Consider the following 17605-nt stretch of genomic DNA (forward strand, 5'->3'; position numbering starts at 1 on the left):
CCGGTGCGGGTCGCACCCGCCGTGCTCGACCGGATGTGAGGACCGACGTCGTGAACAAGCGCACCCTGGCCGTCCTGGCCGCCATGACCGTGATCGGTGGCACCGGGTTCGCCGGCGCCGCTCTCGCGGCACCGCGCCCCACGGCATCGCAGACCCAGGTCGCCACCGTGCTCCCCGCGCCGGCCGACCTCACCGGTGACGTCGTCGCCCAGCGGGCGGTGCTCGACTGGTCGGGCGTGGCCGGAGCCCGCGACTACGTCGTCATCGACGTCACACGGAGCGACGCCGGGCGCCTGGTCGGCTCCACGACCGGCACGTCGTGGACCTCGCCGCGCCTGCCGTTGTCGACCCCGGCCTACTCGTTCGTCGTCGTGGCCCGCGACTCCGCCAAGACGCAGGGCGCTCGCACCGAGCCGGTGCAGGTCTTCCCGGGTGGCCAGCCGTCGACGCCGGCCACGCTCCCCGCCGAGCCGACGACCCCGCCGACGGAGCCGACGACGACTCCCACCGAGCCGACTCCCACCGAGCCGACTCCCACCGAGCCGACTCCCACCGAGCCGACTCCCACCGAGCCGCCGACGCCGCCGGCGACGGAGCCCGAGCAGTCCCCCTCCCGGCCCACCCGGGTCTGGGGCTACGAGGCCTCCACGAGCCTGCTCCCGGACCCGTGGGACGAGGTCCACTCCCTGTGGTCCGACACCCAGGGCCTCACCACGGAGAACCCGTACCCCGGCAGCTCCCGGACGGCCTTCTTCACGGTCCACCCCGGGGACACCGGCTGGAACGGCACCAGCGGCACCCTGCGATCCGAGGTGCGCGACTCGATCGCCGACACCGGCGACGTTCGTCCCGGCGACGAGCAGTACTGGGCCTGGTCGACGTTCTTCCCGGCGGACCACGACTGGGACGAGCGCGGCCAGTTCCTCATCTTCACCCAGTGGCACCAGACCGTGAACTCGGGCAACCCGAACGTCCACTTCTGGTCCGACGTCGACGAGCACCTCATGGTCGACGTCCGCGGCGGTGCCGGCGGCCGGGTCGCCGGTGACGCGCAGTACGTCGAGACCTTCGACCTGGGCGCGATCGACAAGGGTGCCTGGAACGACCTCACGGTCCGCTTCGTGTGGTCCCCGGACCCCACGACGGGGCTGATCGAGGTCTGGCACCAGGGGGAGAAGGTGCTGTCGGAGAAGGTCGCCAACCTGTACGTCGACCAGTCGGTCTACATCAAGCAGGGCATCTACTCGGCGGCCGGCACCGCGCGGACGCACTACCTGCAGCACGCGCCGATCGGGTTCGGCCCCACCCTGGAGTCGGTCGCATCGCTGAACCAGCTCCACCGGCCGGCCGGCTGATCGCCGACCACGACTGACACGACGACCGGTCCGGCGCTGCGCCGCTGAGCGACCCACCCGCGGGATCGCACCACCGCTCGGCTCGGTCGAGTGCTGCTGGCTCGGGGCCATCGGCCGCTGATGCCCCACGAGTGCGCATGGTTCGGCGACCGCGGTTCCCGACCGCATCGCCGGGCTGCCCGCCCACGGGTGAGGAGTCACGCCGGACCCCCGGCGCAGACCCTGGCCGGGTCTCGACCAAGATCAGGGACGGGCTCAGGGGTTTCCCTGATGTTCGGCCACGGCTCCTCCGGAAGTCTCTCCGCCGACGGGACGCGCCCCCATGGTCGGGCCGCCCCGACCCCCGACCGACCAGCTGACGGGATGGGCGCGCGCGCCCCCGCCGGCGGATCGACCTGCGGGCACCCGCACGCGACAGGAGACGACGATGGATGGATCCCGCAACATCGCGGGCAGGGTCGGCCGGTGGAGCGCTCGCCACCGGAAGACGGCGGTGTTCGGCTGGCTGGCCTTCGTGCTGGCCGCCGTCGCCGTCGGGGCGGTCGTGCCCCAGGCGCAGCTGACCTCGGCCGAGCAGGCGATCGGCGCGCCCGCCCGGGCGCAGCAGATCCTCGACGCCAACGGCTGGGAGGAGCCGGCGTCGGAGATGGTGCTGGTGCAGCGCGACGCCGACGTGCCCGAGGCCGCCGCCACCGCCGCGCTCACCGACCTCGTCGACGAGCTGCGCGCCACCCCGGAGGTGACGAACCTGGTCAGCCCGCTCGACGGCGCCCCGCTGGTCTCCGCCGACAGCCGCTCCGCGCTGGTCACCTTCGACCTCGCCGGGACCCCGGACGACGCCGCCGTGCAGATCGCCCCCGTGCAGGCCGCGGTCGCCGCGGTGGCGGCCGAGCACGACGGCGTCCGAGTGGAGCAGTTCGGCGGCACCAGCGCCGACGTCGCCCTGTCCGAGACCCTCGACGCGGACTTCCAGCGGGCCGAGCTGCTCTCCATCCCGATCACGCTCGCCGTGCTGCTGCTGACCTTCGGCGCGCTCGTCGCCGCCGTCCTCCCGCTGGTCTTCGCGCTGACCGCCTTCGTGGGCGCGCTCGGCCTGCTGAGCCTCACCAGCCAGATCTGGCACGTCGACCAGACCGCGTCCATCGTCATGCTGCTCATCGGCCTGGCCGTCGGCGTCGACTACTCGCTCTTCTACCTCAAGCGGGAGCGCGAGGAGCGGGCGAAGGGCGCGGGCCCCGTCGACGCCCTGGACGTCGCCGCCGCCACCTCCGGGCACTCGGTGCTCATCTCCGGCATCACCGTCATGGTGGCGATGGCCGGCATGTTCCTCACCGGCTTCTCGGTCTTCACCGGCGTCGCCTCGGCCACGATCCTGGTCGTCGCGTGCTCGGTGCTCGGCTCGCTGACGGTGCTGCCGGCGATGATGGCCTGGCTCGGCGACCGGGTCGAGAAGGGTCGGCTGCCGTTCGTGCGCCGCCGCACCGCCGACCGGACGGGGCGGTTCTGGCCCGTGGTCCTCGGCGCGGTGCTGCGCCGTCCGCTGGTCGCCGCGCTCCTGGCCGGCGGCGCGCTGATCGGCCTCGCCGTCCCGGCCTTGTCGATGGACCTGCGCGCCGAGGGCGTCCAGGACCTGCCGCAGGACCTCGCGGTCATCCAGACCTACAACCGGATCACCGAGGCGTTCCCCGGCGGTCCCGCCCCCGCCGAGGTGGTGGTCGAGGCGCCCGACGTCACCGCCCCGCCGGTGCAGGCCGCCATCGCCGAGCTGCGCGAGCGCGCCCTGGCCAGCGGGCAGATGAACGAGCCGATCAACGTGGAGACCAACGACGCGGGCACCGTCGCCGTCGTCGGGGTGCCGCTGGTCGGGGACGGCGAGGAGCAGGCCTCGCGCGAGGCCCTCGCGACCCTCGCCGACGAGGTCGTGCCGGCGACCGTCGGTGCGGTGGACGGCGTCACCGCGGTGGTCACCGGCGGCACGGCCTACTCCGTGGCGTTCGACGAGCTGATGGCCGAGCGCACCCCGTGGGTGTTCGGCTTCGTCCTGGTGCTGGCCTTCCTCCTGCTGCTGGTCTCGTTCCGCTCGGTCACCGTCGCGATCACCGCCATCGTGCTCAACCTGCTCAGCGTGGCCGCCGCCTACGGCGTGATGGTGCTGGTGTTCGAGGAGGGCGTGGGCGCGGACCTCGTCGACCTGGACCGGACCGGGGCGATCGTGAACTGGATCCCGCTGTTCCTGTTCGTGATCCTCTTCGGCCTGTCGATGGACTACCACGTCTTCATCCTCAGCCGGATCCGCGAGGCCCGGGACCGCGGGCTGGCCACCAGGGACGCCGTCGCGCAGGGGATCACCTCGTCGGCGGGGGTGGTCACCAGCGCCGCGGTGATCATGGTCTTCGTCTTCCTGACCTTCGTGACGCTGTCGATGACGAGCATGAAGCAGATCGGGCTCGGGCTGGCGGTCGCCGTCCTGCTGGACGCCACCGTCGTCCGGGCGCTGCTGCTGCCCGCGGTGATGCAGTTGCTGGGTGAGCGCAACTGGTACCTGCCGCGCTGGCTGGGCTGGCTGCCGTCGGGCCACCGTGAGCCGGTGCGGGTGGTGCCCGCGGCGGTGCCGGTGCCCCGCCGCGAGGTGGTGGACGAGCCCCTCGTGCTCTCCACCGACTGAGCCGGAGCCGTGCCCGGACGCGTGGCGGCGGCTCTTTGCGATCGTGTGACAGATCGGTCCGCCAGCTGGCACCGCGCCGATCGCGGGGTACCGAGGGACGTGGTCCCGCTCCGCGTGGGAGCCGCCGCTGCCCCCTGCGCCGAGGAGTTCCGTGTCGCCCCGTCCCGTCAAAGACGGCTTGCCCCTGCCCGGGGTGGAGGAGGCGCCGGTGCGGCGTCGCCGGCGGTCGAGCGCACTGCTGAAGCTCGCGCTGGCGGTCGTGCTGGCCGGGGCGCTGCTCGCCGGGTTCGCCCTCCCGTTGGTGGGCGGCGCCACCATGGCCACGCGCGCGGGCGCCGAGCTGATGCGGCCGGTCGGGGACGAGCTCCTCGACCGCACGCCGCCGAGCAACACCCGGGTGCTGGCCGCCGACGGCTCCCTCATCGCCGAGTTCTACCGGCGCAACCGCACGGTCGTCCCCAGCGAGGCGATCGCCCCGGTGATGAAGGACGCGCTGGTGGCGATCGAGGACAGCCGGTTCTACTCGCACAACGGCGTCGACGGGAAGGGCCTGGCCCGCGCGCTGCTGCGGAACCTCAGCGCCGGCGAGGTGGTCGAGGGCGGTTCGACCCTGACCCAGCAGCTGGTCAAGCAGATCCGGGTCCAGACGGCGACCGACCCCGAAGCCCGGCAGGCCGCGACCGACGAGAGCATCGGCCGCAAGCTGCGGGAGGCCCAGCTCGCCCTGGCGCTGGAGCAGGAGTACACGAAGGACGAGATCCTCACCCGCTACCTCAACCGGGTCTACTTCGGTGCCGGCGCCTACGGCATCGCTGCCGCGGCCGAGACCTACTTCGGGGTGACGCCGGACGCGCTGACCCTCGCGCAGGCGGCCACGCTCGCCGGCCTGGTGCAGAGCCCCGCCCAGTACGACCCCTTCGTCGCCCCCGAGCGGGCCACCGAGCGCCGCGACGTCGTCCTCGCGCGGATGGAGGAGCTCGGCCTGGCGGATCCCGCCGCTGTCGCCGAGGCCCGCAGCGGCCCCGTCGTCCTGACACCCGGACCAGGGGACCCGCGCGGCTGCCGCGAGGTGCGGCTCGGGGCGTTCTTCTGCGACTACGCCATGGACTACCTGACCGGCGTCCTCGGCATCTCGCGCGAGCGGATCGAGACCGGCGGCCTCACCGTCGAGACGACCCTGGACCCGGCGATGCAGCAGGCGGGCGACGCCGCCGTCCTGAACGCCCTGGCGAGGGAGGACTCGCGCGCCGGCATCTACACCGCGGTGGAGCCGGGGACCGGCCGGGTCCTCGCCATGGCGGTCAACCGGCTCTTCGGCGCCGCCGAGGGTGACCCGGCGAAGACGACGGTCAACCTCAACGTGGTGGCCGGTCAGGGCACCGGGTCGACCTACAAGGTGTTCACCGCGGCCGCCGCGCTCGAGCAGGGCTTCGGGCTGGACCACGTCATCACCACGCCGGACCCGTACGTCTCGACGGTGTACCGCGACGGCGACGGACCCTACGAGGTCCGGAACGCCGGGCGCTACCGGCAGCAGCTGGACATGGAGCAGGCGCTGTACATGTCCTCCAACACCTACTTCCTCGCGCTGGAGGACCAACTGGGCAGCGTCGAGGCGCCGGTGCGCATGGCGCAGCGGCTGGGGTTGGCCTCCCTCGACCCGGTCGCCGACCAGGTCATCGCCGAGAACCGCGGCTCGTTCACCTTCGGCGCCGAGGCCACCAGCCCGCTGCACCTGGCGAACGCCTACGCGACCCTGGCCGCCGGCGGTACCCGCTGCGCCCCGACGCCGATCAGCCGGGTGCTCGACCGCGACGGCCAGCCGCTGCTCGGCGAGGACGGGCAGCCGCTCGGCGGCCCGCGGTGCGAGGCGGAGGTGGTGGCCCCCGGACTGGCGCACACGCTCAACCAGGCCCTCCGCAAGGACGTCGAGCCGGGTTTCCCCGGCCAGACCGGCCGCCGGGCCTACGTCCCCGGCCACCAGATCGCCGGCAAGACCGGCACCACGCAGGACAACTTCTCCGTCACCTTCGTCGGCTACACCCCGCAGGTCGCGGCGAGCGTGATGGTCTACAACCCGGTGCGGAACGAGGACGTCGGCGGCTTCGGCGGGGGTGTCCCCGCGCAGATCTGGCACGACGCCATGCAGCCGATCCTCAGCGCGCGGGAACCGGTGCCGTTCCCGCCGGCCGACCCGTTCTACGTGCAGGGCACCCGGGAGACGGTGCCGGGTGGGTGCGTCGGCCGGTCCGCCGACCGCTGTCGCGGCCTGCTGGGCTCACGGGACCTGATGGCGAGCGTCGTGCCCGTCGACAGCGCCCGCCCGCCGGGCGTCGTCGTCGGCGTCGACCCCGGGCCCGGGGCGATCCTGGACCGGACCCAGGCCGTGACGGTCCTGGTCAGCAACGGTGCCCGCTGGAACCCGCCGCCGCCCCCGCCTCCGCCGCCGCCGCCCCCGCCTCCGCCTCCGCCGCCGCCGCCTCCGCCTCCGCCGCCGCCGCCGCCCCCGCCTCCGCCTCCGCCTCCGCCGCCCCCGCCCCCGCCTCCGCCGCCTCCGCCTGCGCCGGAGCCCCCGCCTCCGCCCGCGCCGGAGCCGCCTCCGCCCGCGCCGGAGCCGCCGCCTCCGCCCGCGCCGGAGCCGCCGCCGCCTGCGCCGGAGCCGCCGCCCGCGCCGGAGCCCCCGCCGCCGCCCGCGCCGGAACCGCCGCCGCCCCCGCCGGGCGAGCCGGAGCCGCCCCGGCCACCGGCAGAGCCGCCCGCCGAGCCGACGACGCCGCCGGACGCGGTGCAGTGAGAGCGGGTGGGGCGAGAGGGTGAGGGGCGGGGGGCCGGTCCTGGCGGTCTGGCCGCGTTGGTCGGTCTACCCAGCAGTGGGTAGCCACTGTTTCCCGGCTTCCCCCGCCCGCCCCTACTGTGACCCAGGCCACAGGCGTCGTCAACCCGCGGTACCGATCCGTCCGGGTCGGTCAGCCGACGCGGCGCAGGACCTCCGGGCCGAGCTGGTCGACGGCGGTGTGCCCGGTCAGGCCCAGCGTCAGGTCGAACTCCCCGACGACGTCCTCGACGACCTGGCGCACCCCCGCCTCGCCCGCCAGCGCGAGCCCCCAGGCGAAGGGCCGGCCGAGCAGCACCGCACGGGCCCCCAGGGCGACGGCGGTGAAGACGTCGGCGCCGCTGCGGATGCCGCTGTCGAGCAGCACCGGCGCCCGGTCGCCCACGGCCGCGACGACGTCGGGCAGCGCGTCCAGCGCGGCGATCGACCGGTCGACCTGCCGCCCGCCGTGGGTGCTGACGACGACGCCGTCCATGCCCTCGTCCAGCGCGCGGCGCGCGTCGTCGGGGTGCAGCACCCCCTTGAGCAGGATGGGCAGCTCCGTGCGGGCGCGCAGCCACGCGAGGTCGGCCCAGCTGATGGAGGGCCGCGAGTAGATCGCCAGGAACGTCTCGACGGCGGCGCGGGGGAGCGGTGAGCGCAGGTTCTCGCGGAACGGCCCCGGCCAGGCGCGGGCCATCGTGACCAGCGCACGCACGGCGGCCGGGGTGGGCCTCGGCTGGGGCTCCCGCGGGCCGGCCGCGGCGGCCCGCTCCTCGACGAGGCGGCGGAACACCGGGTCGGAGGTGTACTGCGCGATCCCCTTGCCGAGGGCGAACGGCAGGTGGCCGAGGTCCAGGTCCCGCGGGCGCCAACCCAGCATCGTGGTGTCGAGGGTGACCACCAGCGCCTCGCAGCCGGCCTTCTCTGCGCGGTGGACGAGGCTCTCCACGAGCTCGTCGGAGGTCGACCAGTACAGCTGGAACCACCGCGGGGAACCGTCCATCGCCGCGGCGCACTCCTCCATGGGGCGCGAGCCCTGGTTGGAGAAGACCATCGGGACGCCGGTGGCCGCGGCGGCGCGGGCGACGGCGAGGTCGGCCTCCGGGTGCACCAGCTCCAGCGCCCCGACCGGCCCCAGCAGCAGCGGGGCGGGCAGCCGGCGCCCGAAGAGCTCCACGGAGGTGTCCCGCACGCTGGCGTCGCGCAGCACCCGCGGGACCACGGCCCAGCGGTCGAAGGCGGCGCGGTTGGCGCGCTGGGTCACCTCGTCGCCGGCTCCACCCGCGACGTAGGCGTAGGCCCGGGCGTCGAGCGCCCGCTTGGCGCGCTCCTGCAGCCGCCGGACGCCGACCGGCACCCGGGGGGAGCGGCCGTACACGCCGGCCCGGTACACCTCGTTCTGCCGCCGTCGGCCGGCGCCCGCTTCGGTCACCCGGCCACCGTAGTGACCCTGCTCACGGGTGCTGCGGCAGGGGCGGGTGGCCGGCCAGGACACGCGTGCGATCGCCGGATGCGGGGTAGCGCGGGATGACATCAGGGGCCCCGGGGGTTCACCTGGTGGGGTGATCGACGGGTTTCTGCCGACACACCGCGCGACACGCGCGACACGCCCGTAACGGGCTAGCGACGAAGCGTCACTTCCGTCATCCTGGAACTCGAGGGCATCGGAAGGGGAGCAGGGCTGAACAGCGGTTGCGGGCGGATCGCCGGGCCGACGTGGACGACGTCGGCGCGGTTGGGCCACGGTGCCCTCCCCGCCGGTGTGGTGACCGGCCTCCTCGTCGTCCTGCTCGGCCTCGCCGTGGCCGGTGCGGCCCCGGCGCAGGCCCTCGACGACCCCTCCCGTCCCGACGCGCGGGTGACCCACGGCCCCAGCTGCCGACCGGGCGGCATCGTCGTGGAGGTCGTCGCCGGCACCGTGCCCTACAGCGTCGTGCTCGCCACCGGGCGGACGCCCTCGGGCGAGGACGAGGCCGTGCTCGTGGCCCTCGGCAGCGTGGTGCTGCGGACGGGTGACGTCGCCCCGGGCGAGACCATCGACCCGCGGCTGGAGTTCACCGCCCAGGACGGGTCGGGGGACACCTTCGTCGACGACCTGGCGGACTACACGCTGACCCGGCCCACGGTCGAGGACTGCGAGGTCGCCATGTCCCCGCCGCCGCCTCCGCCGGCCCCGCCCACCGCCGGGGTGGAGCCCACCGACCCGGGCTCCTCCGCCGGCACGACGGCGCCCGCACCGACGACCCCCGGTGGCACCGGGACGCCGACCAGCCCGGAGGCCACGACCGGCGGGCATCCCCGCACCTCCGAGGAGGCGGGCGCGCTCGTCCCGGCCGGCTCCCGGGGCGGGGGTTCCCCCGTGCAGCCGGGCGGCACGGTGGTCCTGCGCGGCGCCGGCTTCATCCCCGGCGAGCGGGTGGACGTGCTGCTCCACGGCAGCGGGACCGTGCTGGCCACCGTGACCGCGGACCCCAGCGGGGCCTTCCGCGTCGACGTCCGCATCCCCGAGGGGGTCGCCGCGGGTGCCGCCACGCTCGACCTGGTCGGGGCCGACTCCGCGGTCAGCGCCGGTGTCGCGCTGCAGGTGGCGGCCTCCGTCGAGGAGGAGCCGCCCGCCCGTGGTGTCGTCTCGCTGGCCTCGCTGGCGATCGCCGCGCTGGCGCTCGTCACGACCGCCGGCGGGCTCGTCTCGGTCGCCGGCCGGCAGCACGCCGGCCGACGCGCCGTCGGATCCGCCTCCGCCGCCTGAGTCGGTTTCGCCGTCACCCGTTCAGGGGACCCTGACCGCGTGCCACTGTCCGAGGACGCGCTCGCGCGCGGGGTCCCCCGGGACGCCGCCGCTCTTCCCGGAGCCGCCCCCCGCCCCGCCGAGACCTGGTTGCGGATCGTGCAGGTGCACGACCACATCACCCGGCGGGTCGACTCCGCGCTCCACCGCCACCACGACCTCTCCCTCACCGGCTTCGAGGCGCTGCGGCGCATCGCGGAGTCACCGGGCGAACGGGCCTCGATGGGAGAGGTGGCCGAAGCCGTCGGCCTCTCCCGGCCGGGCGTCACCAGCACGATCAACCGCCTGGTCGCCCAGGGGCTGGTCGTGCGGGAGCGGGTCGACGGCGACCGGCGCCTGCTGCACGCCCGGCTGACCCCCGCCGGCCGGGCGCGGGTGACGGCGGCCTGCACCACGCACGACGAGCTCGTCGCCCACCTGCTGACGCTGCTCGGCACCGACGCCGACGTCGTCACCGACGCTCTCGCCCGGGTCTCGGCCGCCACCCGCACCCGTCGCTGAACCCACCCGCCGGCGTGCGGGGGGTGCTGCGTACGGTGCCCTCCATGGGTGCCCAGGGTGATCGCCGCCACGCAGGCTCCGAGCGAGCGGGGGGTGCGGCGTGAACGGCGCGCAGGCCCTCATCCGGACGCTCGTCGACGGCGGCGTCGACGTCTGCTTCGGCAACCCGGGCACCTCCGAGATGCACTTCGTCGCGGCGCTCGACGCCGTCCCCGAGATGCGCGGCGTGCTCTGCCTGTTCGAGGGGGTGGCGACCGGGGCCGCCGACGGCTACGGCCGGATGACCGGCCGGCCGGCCGGCGTCCTGCTGCACCTCGGCCCGGGGCTGGCCAACGGGCTGGCCAACCTGCACAACGCCCGCCGCGCCGCGACCCCGATGGTGACCGTCGTCGGTGACCACGCCGGGTACCACAAGCAGTACGACTCCCCGCTGGACAGCGACATCGACGCGCTCGCCGGCACGGTGTCCCGCTGGGTGCGCCGCTCGGGGAGCTCCGCCGACGTGGCGGGGGACGCGGCCGAGGCGATCGCCGCGGCCTGCACCGCGCCCACCGGCATCGCCACGCTGATCCTGCCCGCCGACGTCTCCTGGTCCGAGGGAGCGGCGACGGCGGCTCCCCGGCCGGCCGGCCGGCCGGCGACCGTGGCCGACGACGCGGTCGCGCAGGTCGCCGCGCTGCTGACCTCCGGCGAGCCATGCGCGCTCCTCGTGGGCGGCGCGGCGACGAGGGAACCCGGGCTGCTCGCGGCGAGCCGCGTCGCACAGGCGGCCGGGGCGCGGCTGTTCTGCGAGACCTTCCCGGCGCGGCTGGAGCGCGGGGCCGGCCTGCCGGCCGTCGAGCGCCTGCCCCGGGCGGGCCAGCAGGTCGCCGCCCGGCTGGCCGGCGTCCGCCACCTCGTCTGCGTCGGCGCACGGCCGCCGGTGGAGTTCTTCGCCTACCCCGACCGGCCCAGCAGCCTGGTCCCCGAGGGCTGCGAGGTCCACCTGCTCGGCGACGGCGGGGACGACGTCGTCGGGGCGCTCGCCCGGCTCGCCGACCTCGTGGGCCCGGACGTCGAGCCCGACCTCCAGCCCCTCCGGCGGCCCGACCTGCCGACCGGCGCGCTGACCCCGGACGCCGTCGGCGCGGCGCTGGGCGCCCTGCTCCCCGAGGGGGCGGTCGTCGTGGACGAGGGGGTCACCTCCACCCGGCAGATGCCCGTCCCGACCGCGGGCGCGCCACGCCACGACTGGCTGACCCTCACCGGCGGTGCGATCGGCCAGGGGCTCCCTGTCGCCACCGGCGCGGCGGTCGCCTGCCCGGGGCGGCGGGTGGTCAACCTGGAGGGCGACGGCAGCGCCATGTACACGATCTCGGCGCTGTGGACCCAGGCGCGCGAGCAGCTCGACGTCACCACGGTCGTCTTCAGCAACCGCTCCTACCGCATCCTCGAGGGCGAGCTCCGCAACGTCGGGGCGGAGGCCTCCGGGCCGCGGTCCAGGGACCTGCTGGAGCTGAACCGGCCGGACCTCGACTTCGTCGCGCTCGCTGCCGGGATGGGCGTTCCCGGCAGCAGGGCGACGACCGCGGAGGAGTTCGTCGAGCAGTTCCGGCGCGCGGTCACCGAACCCGGACCGCACGTGATCGACGTCGTGCTCTCCGTGGGCTGACCGAGTCCGGATCGTTGCCTCCCGGGGCCGTGCGTGCGCGGACCCTGTGCTTGTATCCAGGTGATCCACACCACCGACCGGAGGCATCCGGCGGTGGCGAGCGGTCGACGACGACCGATGGGGGAGGAAGCATGCGCATCTCGGCAGGCCTCGCAGGCGTGGCCTTGATCGGACTGGTCTCCGCGTGCGGCGGGGACGACGGCGGAGGTGGCACCGCGGCCGACAGCGGCACCGGTGGCGGTGACGCCGCCTCGTCCTACCCGACCGAGTCGATCCGCATGATCGTGCCCTACGGCGCGGGCGGGCCGACCGACCTGACCACCCGCACCGTCGGCGCCTGCATCGAGGAGGAGCTCGGGCAGACCGTGGTGGTCGAGAACCTGCCCGGTGGCTCCGGTGCCCTGGCGACGACCGAGCTCATCGCCGCCGAGCCCGACGGGTACACCCTGTCGCTGGTCACCGCCGGCACCATGGTGCTGACGCCGCTGGCCAACGAGGTGGGCTACACCAAGGACGACATCACCCCGGTCGGCGTCATGACCGAGGTGCCGTCGGTCCTGGCCGTGGGGGAGAACTCGCCGTACGCCTCCGCGGAGGACTTCTTCGCCGCCGTCGAGGCCCAGCCGGGCACCGTCACCGTCGGCACCCCCGGAGCCTCCACGCCCCAGGCGATCGAGCTGCAGCGGCTGGCCGAGGAGCACGGCGTGCAGGTGACCGCGGTGCCCTTCAACGGCAACGCCGAGATGACCACCGCCCTGCTCGGCGGGAACGTCGACGCCGTGCTCATCAACGCCTCGAGCGACGTCGTGCAGAACATCGAGTCCGGCGCGTTCGTCCCGCTCGTGGCCTCGCCCGAGGAGCGGCTGTCCTGGCTGCCCGACACCCCGACCTTCACCGAGCTCGGCTACGACGGCCTGACCCTGTCCGGGTCGACCTTCGGCCTCGCCGGCCCGGCGGGGCTGCCCGACGACGTCGTCTCGACGCTGGAGGACACCCTGCAGACCTGCCTGGAGAAGCCCGAGGTGCAGCAGACGCTCGGCGAGGAGTACGTCCTCGAGGAGTTCGCCGGCGCCGAGGAGCTCGCCGCGGTCCTCGACCGCACCCAGGAGGTCTACGAACCGATCCTCGGCTGACCCGATCCCCGTACGACCCGCCCCCGACCACCGGAGGAACCCATGCGCCGTACCCGCTCGACCTTCCCCGCGCTCATCGCCGCGTCCGTGCTCACCCTCGCCGCCTGCGGCGGCGACGACGGTGGTGAGGAGGCCGCCACCGGCGGCGGTGGCGGCGATGCCGCGGCCTCGGACTACCCCACCGAGAGCATCAACCTGATCGTCCCCTACGCCGCGGGTGGCCCGACCGACCTGGCGGCGCGCACCATCGGCAGCTGCATCGAGGAGGAGCTGGGCCAGACCGTCATCGTGGAGAACCGCGAGGGCGCCTCCGGCTCGGTCGGCATGCAGGCGATGCTCGCCGGCGGGAACGACGGGTACACGCTGTCCCTGATCGCCGTGCCGGCCTCGGCCACCAACCCGCTGCAGGACGACGTCGGCTACACCAACGAGGACTACGTCCCGATCGCCGCGGTCACCGAGATCCCCTCGGCGCTCATCGTGGGGGCGGACTCGCAGTTCTCGACCGCCGAGGAGTTCTTCACCTACGCGGAGGAGAACCCGGGCGAGCTCAACGTCGGCGTCCCCGGCACCACGACGTCGCAGGCGATGGAGCTGCGCCGCCTGGCAGAGGAGTACGGCGTCGAGGTCACCGCGGTGCCGTTCACGGGCAACGCCGAGATGACGACGGCGATCCTCGGCGGCAACGTCGACGCCATCTTCATCAACAGCTCGCAGGACGTGCTGGAGAACATCGAGGCCGGCAGCTTCGTCCCGCTCGCGGTCAGCCCGCCGGAGCCGGTCGACTACATCGAGGCGCCGACCCTGGCCGAGTCCGGCTTCGAGGAGCTGACCAACAGCGTCTCGGTCTTCGGCCTGGCCGCCCCGGCGGGGGTCCCGGACGACGTCGTCACCACGCTCGAGGAGACGGTGGACACCTGCCTCCAGAAGGACGAGGTGCGGCAGCAGCTGGGCGAGCAGTACGTTCCCGACGAGTTCATCGGCAGCGACGACTTCGCCACGCGGATCGACGAGATCGTCGAGGCCTACGGACCCATCCTGCAGGAGTGATCCCCGCAGCTGCGGGGACCGGCACTGCGCCGGTCCCCGCGGCTGCACGCCTGGTGCCGTCCGCCCGTTTCCCCCGGAGATCTGATGACGAAGCAGTTGCACCGGCTCGCGCCGCTGATCCTGGTGGCCCTCGGTGTGGCCGCGATGCTGGGCGCCCGTGGGCTGGGTCTCGGTGAGCTGGGCGCCCCCGGTCCCGGCCTGTGGCCCTTCATCGTGTCGCTCGTGCTCACCGCGACGGGGGTGGTGCTGCTCTTCATCGACGACCCCGAGGACTACGAGCCGTGGACCCGCGGCACCCTCGGGATCGCCTTGGGGCTGGTGAGCCTCGCGGTCTTCATCGTCCTCTTCCAGACGATCGGCTTCCTGGTCTCGGCGGTGCTGATGCTGCTGTTCTGGCTGCGGATCTTCGCGCGAGAGCCGTGGCGCCTGGCCGTGCCCCTCGCCGTCCTCGGTGCGCTGGCGTTCCACCTCGTCTTCGTCGAGGCGCTGGCCGTACCGTTCCCCGACGGCATCCTCTTCGCACCGGCCGGGAGCTGAGCCATGGGCATCCTCGAAGGTCTCGGCCAGGGGTTCTCGGTCGCGCTGGACCCGACGAACCTCCTCTACGTCTTCATCGGCGTGCTCATCGGCACGGTCATCGGCGTGCTGCCGGGTCTCGGGCCGACGGCGACCATCGCGCTCCTGCTGCCGATCACCTACGAGATCGAGCCGGTCACCGCAGTCATCCTGCTCGCGGGCATCTACTACGGGTCGATGTACGGCGGCACCATCACCTCGGTGCTGCTGCAGCTGCCGGGCGAGGCCGCCTCGGTGGTCACCACCTTCGACGGCTACCAGATGGCCAAGCAGGGCCGCGCCGGCCCGGCCCTGGGCATCGCCGCGGTCGGCTCCTGGATCGGCGGCACGATCTCCGTGGTCGGGCTGGTCCTGCTCGCGCCGCCGCTGGCCGACCTGGCGGTCCAGTTCGGGTCCCAGGAGTACGTGGCCCTCACCGCGCTGGGCATCCTGCTCGTCACGTACCTGGGCACCCGGCACCCGGTGAAGAGCCTGTCCATGGCCGCCCTCGGCCTGCTGCTGGCCACGGTCGGGCAGGACCTGATCACCGGGACCGGCCGCTTCACCTTCGGGTCGATCTCGCTGTTCGACGGGTTCGACTTCGTCGCGGTGGCGATGGGGCTCTTCGGCGTCGGCGAGATCCTCTACAACGTCGAGAAGACCGAGAAGGCGCAGGCGATCAAGAGCAAGGTCAAGAACATCTGGCCGACCCGCAAGGACTTCAAGGACTCCTCCGGCGCGATCGCGCGAGGTTCGGTCATCGGGTTCTTCATCGGGGTGCTGCCCGGCGGTGGTGGCGTCATCTCCTCGCTCGCCTCCTACGCGATGGAGAAGCGGAGGGCCAAGGACCCGACCCGCTTCGGCAAGGGCGCCATCGAAGGCGTCGCCGGGCCGGAGACGGCGAACAACGCCTCCTCCACCTCGGCGTTCATCCCCCTGCTCACCCTCGGGATCCCGCCCAACGTGGTGCTGGCGCTGATCTTCGGCGCGCTGCTGATCCAGGGCATCACGCCGGGCCCGCAGCTGATCGAGCAGCAGCCCGAGATCTTCTGGGGCGTCATCGCGTCGATGGCCATCGGCAACCTGATGCTGCTCATCCTCAACGTCCCGCTCGTCGGTTTCTTCGTCCAGCTGCTGCGAGTGCGCGCGGGCATCCTTGCCGCGTTCGCCCTGCTGGTGACGATGGCCGGCGTCTTCTCGGTCAACAACGACCCCTTCGACATGTGGATCGTCCTGATCTTCGGGATCATCGGCTGGCTGATGAAGAAGACCGGGTTCGAGCCCGGCCCGCTGGTCCTGGCCTTCGTCCTGGGCGCGATCCTCGAGTCGAACTTCCGCCGGTCGATGCTGATCTCGGGCGGCGAGTTCTCCACGTTCTTCACCCGTCCCATGTCCGGGACGCTCTTCGCAGTGATGGCCCTGGTGATCATCTGGAGCACCGTCCAGGGCATCCGTCGTCGGCGGAACCGCAGCCGGCCGAGCGTCCCCGGCGAGGAGGACCTGGCGGCGACCGGGACCACCGCCGAGCCCGAGGGCACGCCTGGCCTCGAGAACACCGACGACACGGAGGGCGCCACGACCGGAGCCCCGCGGGAGGGCACCGGCTCGACGGGTTCGACCGGCTCGACGGCACAGGGCGGGGGGCCGGGGCCTGACCGTTCCTGACCGAACCCAGCGGGTAGTGCCGCCAGCACCCGCTCACCACGCACCGGCCTACGCATCGGGGGGAAAGTGATCGACAAGCGGGTGGCGTCGCTCGCCGACGCGGTCGCGGGCGTCCAGGACGGCGCGACCGTCCTCGTCGGCGGGTTCGGTGCGGCGGGCGTGCCCGTCGAGCTCGTGCACGCCCTCCTCGAGCAGGGGGCCCGGGACCTCACGATCGTCACCAACAACGCCGGCAGCGGGGAGACCGACGTCGCCGCGCTCATCCGGGAACGGCGGGTGCGCAAGATCATCTGCTCGTACCCGCGGTCGGCCGGGTCGATCTGGTTCGAGGAGTTCTACCGGGCCGGCGACATCGACCTCGAGCTGGTGCCGCAGGGCACCCTCAGCGAGCGGATGCGGGCCGCGGGGGCGGGGCTGGGCGGCTTCTTCACGCCGGCCGGCGCCGACTCACTGCTGGCTCGCGGCAAGGAGTTGCGCATGATCGGTGGACGTCAGCACGTCTTCGAGGAGCCCCTGCGCGGGGACGTCGCCCTGGTCAAGGCCCTGCGCGCGGACCGGTGGGGCAACCTCGTCTACAACAAGGCGGCGCGGAACTTCGGGCCCACCATGGCCACCGCCGCAGAGCTGACCGTCGTCCAGGTGCGGGAGTTCGTCGAGCTCGGCGAACTGGACCCCGAGGCGGTCGTGACCCCCGGCATCTTCGTCGACCGGGTCGTCGAGGTGGGTGCATGACCACCGTCCCGCTGTCGCAGACCGACATGGCCGCCCGCGTGGCCCAGGAGATCCCCGACGGCTCCTACGTGAACCTGGGGATCGGCATGCCCACACTCGTCGGCGACGTCGTGTCCGATGGCAAGGAGGTCGTCTTCCACAGCGAGAACGGCATCCTCGGCATGGGCCCCGCCCCGGCGCCCGGCGAGGAGGACTGGGAGCTGATCAACGCGGGCAAGGTGCCGGTCACCCTGGTCACCGGCGGCTCGTACTTCCACCACACCGACTCGTTCATGATGATGCGCGGCGGCCACATCGACGTCACCGTGCTGGGCGCCTTCCAGGTCTCCGCGCAGGGAGACCTGGCCAACTGGGCGACCGACGACGCGCACCTGCCCCCCGCGGTCGGCGGCGCGATGGACCTGGCGGTCGGCGCCAAGCGGGTGCTCGTGCTGATGATGCACACGACCCCCGACGGCCGGCCCAAGCTGCTCCCGGAGTGCACCTACCCGCTGACCGCCGCGCGCGTGGTCGACCGCGTCTTCACCGAGCTCGCCGTCATCGACGTCACCCCGAGCGGGCTGCTCGTGCGCGAGATGGTCACCGGGCTCACCCGCGAGGAGCTGCAGCGGCGCACCGCCGCCCCGCTGGAGTTCGCCGACGAGGTCGCCGTCCTGGAGCCGTCCGGCCGCTGACCCGCCGGGCGCCGGGATCGG

General features: G+C 73.8%; 13 protein-coding genes. 12 read left to right on the forward strand and 1 reads right to left on the reverse strand.

All coding sequences use genetic code 11. The features are described 5' to 3' along the window. The first annotated feature begins 50 nt into the window (after positions 1-50). The 3 genes from ACI792_RS12785 to ACI792_RS12795 all read left to right on the forward strand — a co-directional run bounded on the left by ACI792_RS12785 (position 51) and on the right by ACI792_RS12795 (position 6814). Positions 51-1355 carry a heparin lyase I family protein gene (locus tag ACI792_RS12785; protein ID WP_456602914.1) on the forward strand — a complete coding sequence of 435 codons (1305 nt, stop codon included), beginning with the start codon at positions 51-53 and terminating at the stop codon, positions 1353-1355. 427 nt (positions 1356-1782) lie between these two features. After that, on the forward strand, positions 1783-4020 hold the full coding sequence (locus tag ACI792_RS12790; protein WP_456602915.1) for an MMPL family transporter: 2238 nt from the start codon (positions 1783-1785) through the stop codon (positions 4018-4020). 208 nt (positions 4021-4228) lie between these two features. Continuing rightward, positions 4229-6814, forward strand: coding sequence for a transglycosylase domain-containing protein (locus ACI792_RS12795; RefSeq protein ID WP_456602916.1), 2586 nt, complete (start codon positions 4229-4231; stop codon positions 6812-6814). A 172-nt stretch (positions 6815-6986) separates the two neighbouring features. Here the strand turns inward: ACI792_RS12795 and ACI792_RS12800 are convergent, their stop codons facing one another. Then, positions 6987-8267, reverse strand: a complete 1281-nt coding sequence (locus ACI792_RS12800) for an alpha-hydroxy-acid oxidizing protein (RefSeq protein ID WP_456602917.1) — start codon at positions 8265-8267, stop codon at positions 6987-6989. A gap of 333 nt (positions 8268-8600) precedes the next feature. Between ACI792_RS12800 and ACI792_RS12805 the strand changes: the two genes are divergently transcribed. The 9 genes from ACI792_RS12805 to ACI792_RS12845 all read left to right on the forward strand — a co-directional run bounded on the left by ACI792_RS12805 (position 8601) and on the right by ACI792_RS12845 (position 17584). Beyond that, complete coding sequence (locus tag ACI792_RS12805) at positions 8601-9584, forward strand: hypothetical protein (RefSeq protein ID WP_456602918.1); 984 nt, start codon at positions 8601-8603, stop codon at positions 9582-9584. Between the two features lie 39 nt (positions 9585-9623). Beyond that, positions 9624-10124 (forward strand): MarR family winged helix-turn-helix transcriptional regulator, encoded by a 501-nt coding sequence (locus ACI792_RS12810; protein WP_456580134.1) that lies wholly within the window; start codon positions 9624-9626, stop codon positions 10122-10124. 100 nt (positions 10125-10224) lie between these two features. Continuing rightward, positions 10225-11775, forward strand: a complete 1551-nt coding sequence (locus ACI792_RS12815; protein ID WP_456602919.1) for an acetolactate synthase large subunit — start codon at positions 10225-10227, stop codon at positions 11773-11775. A 131-nt stretch (positions 11776-11906) separates the two neighbouring features. Further along, complete coding sequence (locus ACI792_RS12820) at positions 11907-12908, forward strand: tripartite tricarboxylate transporter substrate binding protein (RefSeq protein WP_456602920.1); 1002 nt, start codon at positions 11907-11909, stop codon at positions 12906-12908. 42 nt (positions 12909-12950) lie between these two features. Next, positions 12951-13958 carry a Bug family tripartite tricarboxylate transporter substrate binding protein gene (locus tag ACI792_RS12825; RefSeq protein WP_456602921.1) on the forward strand — a complete coding sequence of 336 codons (1008 nt, stop codon included), beginning with the start codon at positions 12951-12953 and terminating at the stop codon, positions 13956-13958. Between the two features lie 84 nt (positions 13959-14042). Continuing rightward, positions 14043-14495 (forward strand): tripartite tricarboxylate transporter TctB family protein, encoded by a 453-nt coding sequence (locus ACI792_RS12830; protein WP_456580138.1) that lies wholly within the window; start codon positions 14043-14045, stop codon positions 14493-14495. Between the two features lie 3 nt (positions 14496-14498). Beyond that, positions 14499-16178, forward strand: a complete 1680-nt coding sequence (locus tag ACI792_RS12835; RefSeq protein ID WP_456602922.1) for a tripartite tricarboxylate transporter permease — start codon at positions 14499-14501, stop codon at positions 16176-16178. Positions 16179-16244: 66 nt separating this feature from the next. After that, a complete protein-coding gene (locus ACI792_RS12840; RefSeq protein ID WP_456602923.1) occupies positions 16245-16910 on the forward strand; it encodes a 3-oxoacid CoA-transferase subunit A in 666 nt (221 codons plus the stop codon). Then, positions 16907-17584 carry a 3-oxoacid CoA-transferase subunit B gene (locus ACI792_RS12845; protein WP_456602924.1) on the forward strand — a complete coding sequence of 226 codons (678 nt, stop codon included), beginning with the start codon at positions 16907-16909 and terminating at the stop codon, positions 17582-17584. Before ACI792_RS12840 ends, ACI792_RS12845 begins: the two co-directional genes overlap by 4 nt. Positions 17585-17605: the final 21 nt, after the last annotated feature.

The sequence above is a fragment of the Blastococcus sp. SYSU DS0669 genome (assembly GCF_054050895.1).

Coding starts and splice junctions, on each gene's coding strand:
- ACI792_RS12830 (WP_456580138.1), top strand. CDS start 14,043: ATGACGAAGCAGTTGCACCGGCTCGCGCCGCTGATCCTGGTGGCCCTC.
- ACI792_RS12820 (WP_456602920.1), top strand. CDS start 11,907: ATGCGCATCTCGGCAGGCCTCGCAGGCGTGGCCTTGATCGGACTGGTC.
- ACI792_RS12790 (WP_456602915.1), top strand. CDS start 1,783: ATGGATGGATCCCGCAACATCGCGGGCAGGGTCGGCCGGTGGAGCGCT.
- ACI792_RS12845 (WP_456602924.1), top strand. CDS start 16,907: ATGACCACCGTCCCGCTGTCGCAGACCGACATGGCCGCCCGCGTGGCC.
- ACI792_RS12825 (WP_456602921.1), top strand. CDS start 12,951: ATGCGCCGTACCCGCTCGACCTTCCCCGCGCTCATCGCCGCGTCCGTG.
- ACI792_RS12835 (WP_456602922.1), top strand. CDS start 14,499: ATGGGCATCCTCGAAGGTCTCGGCCAGGGGTTCTCGGTCGCGCTGGAC.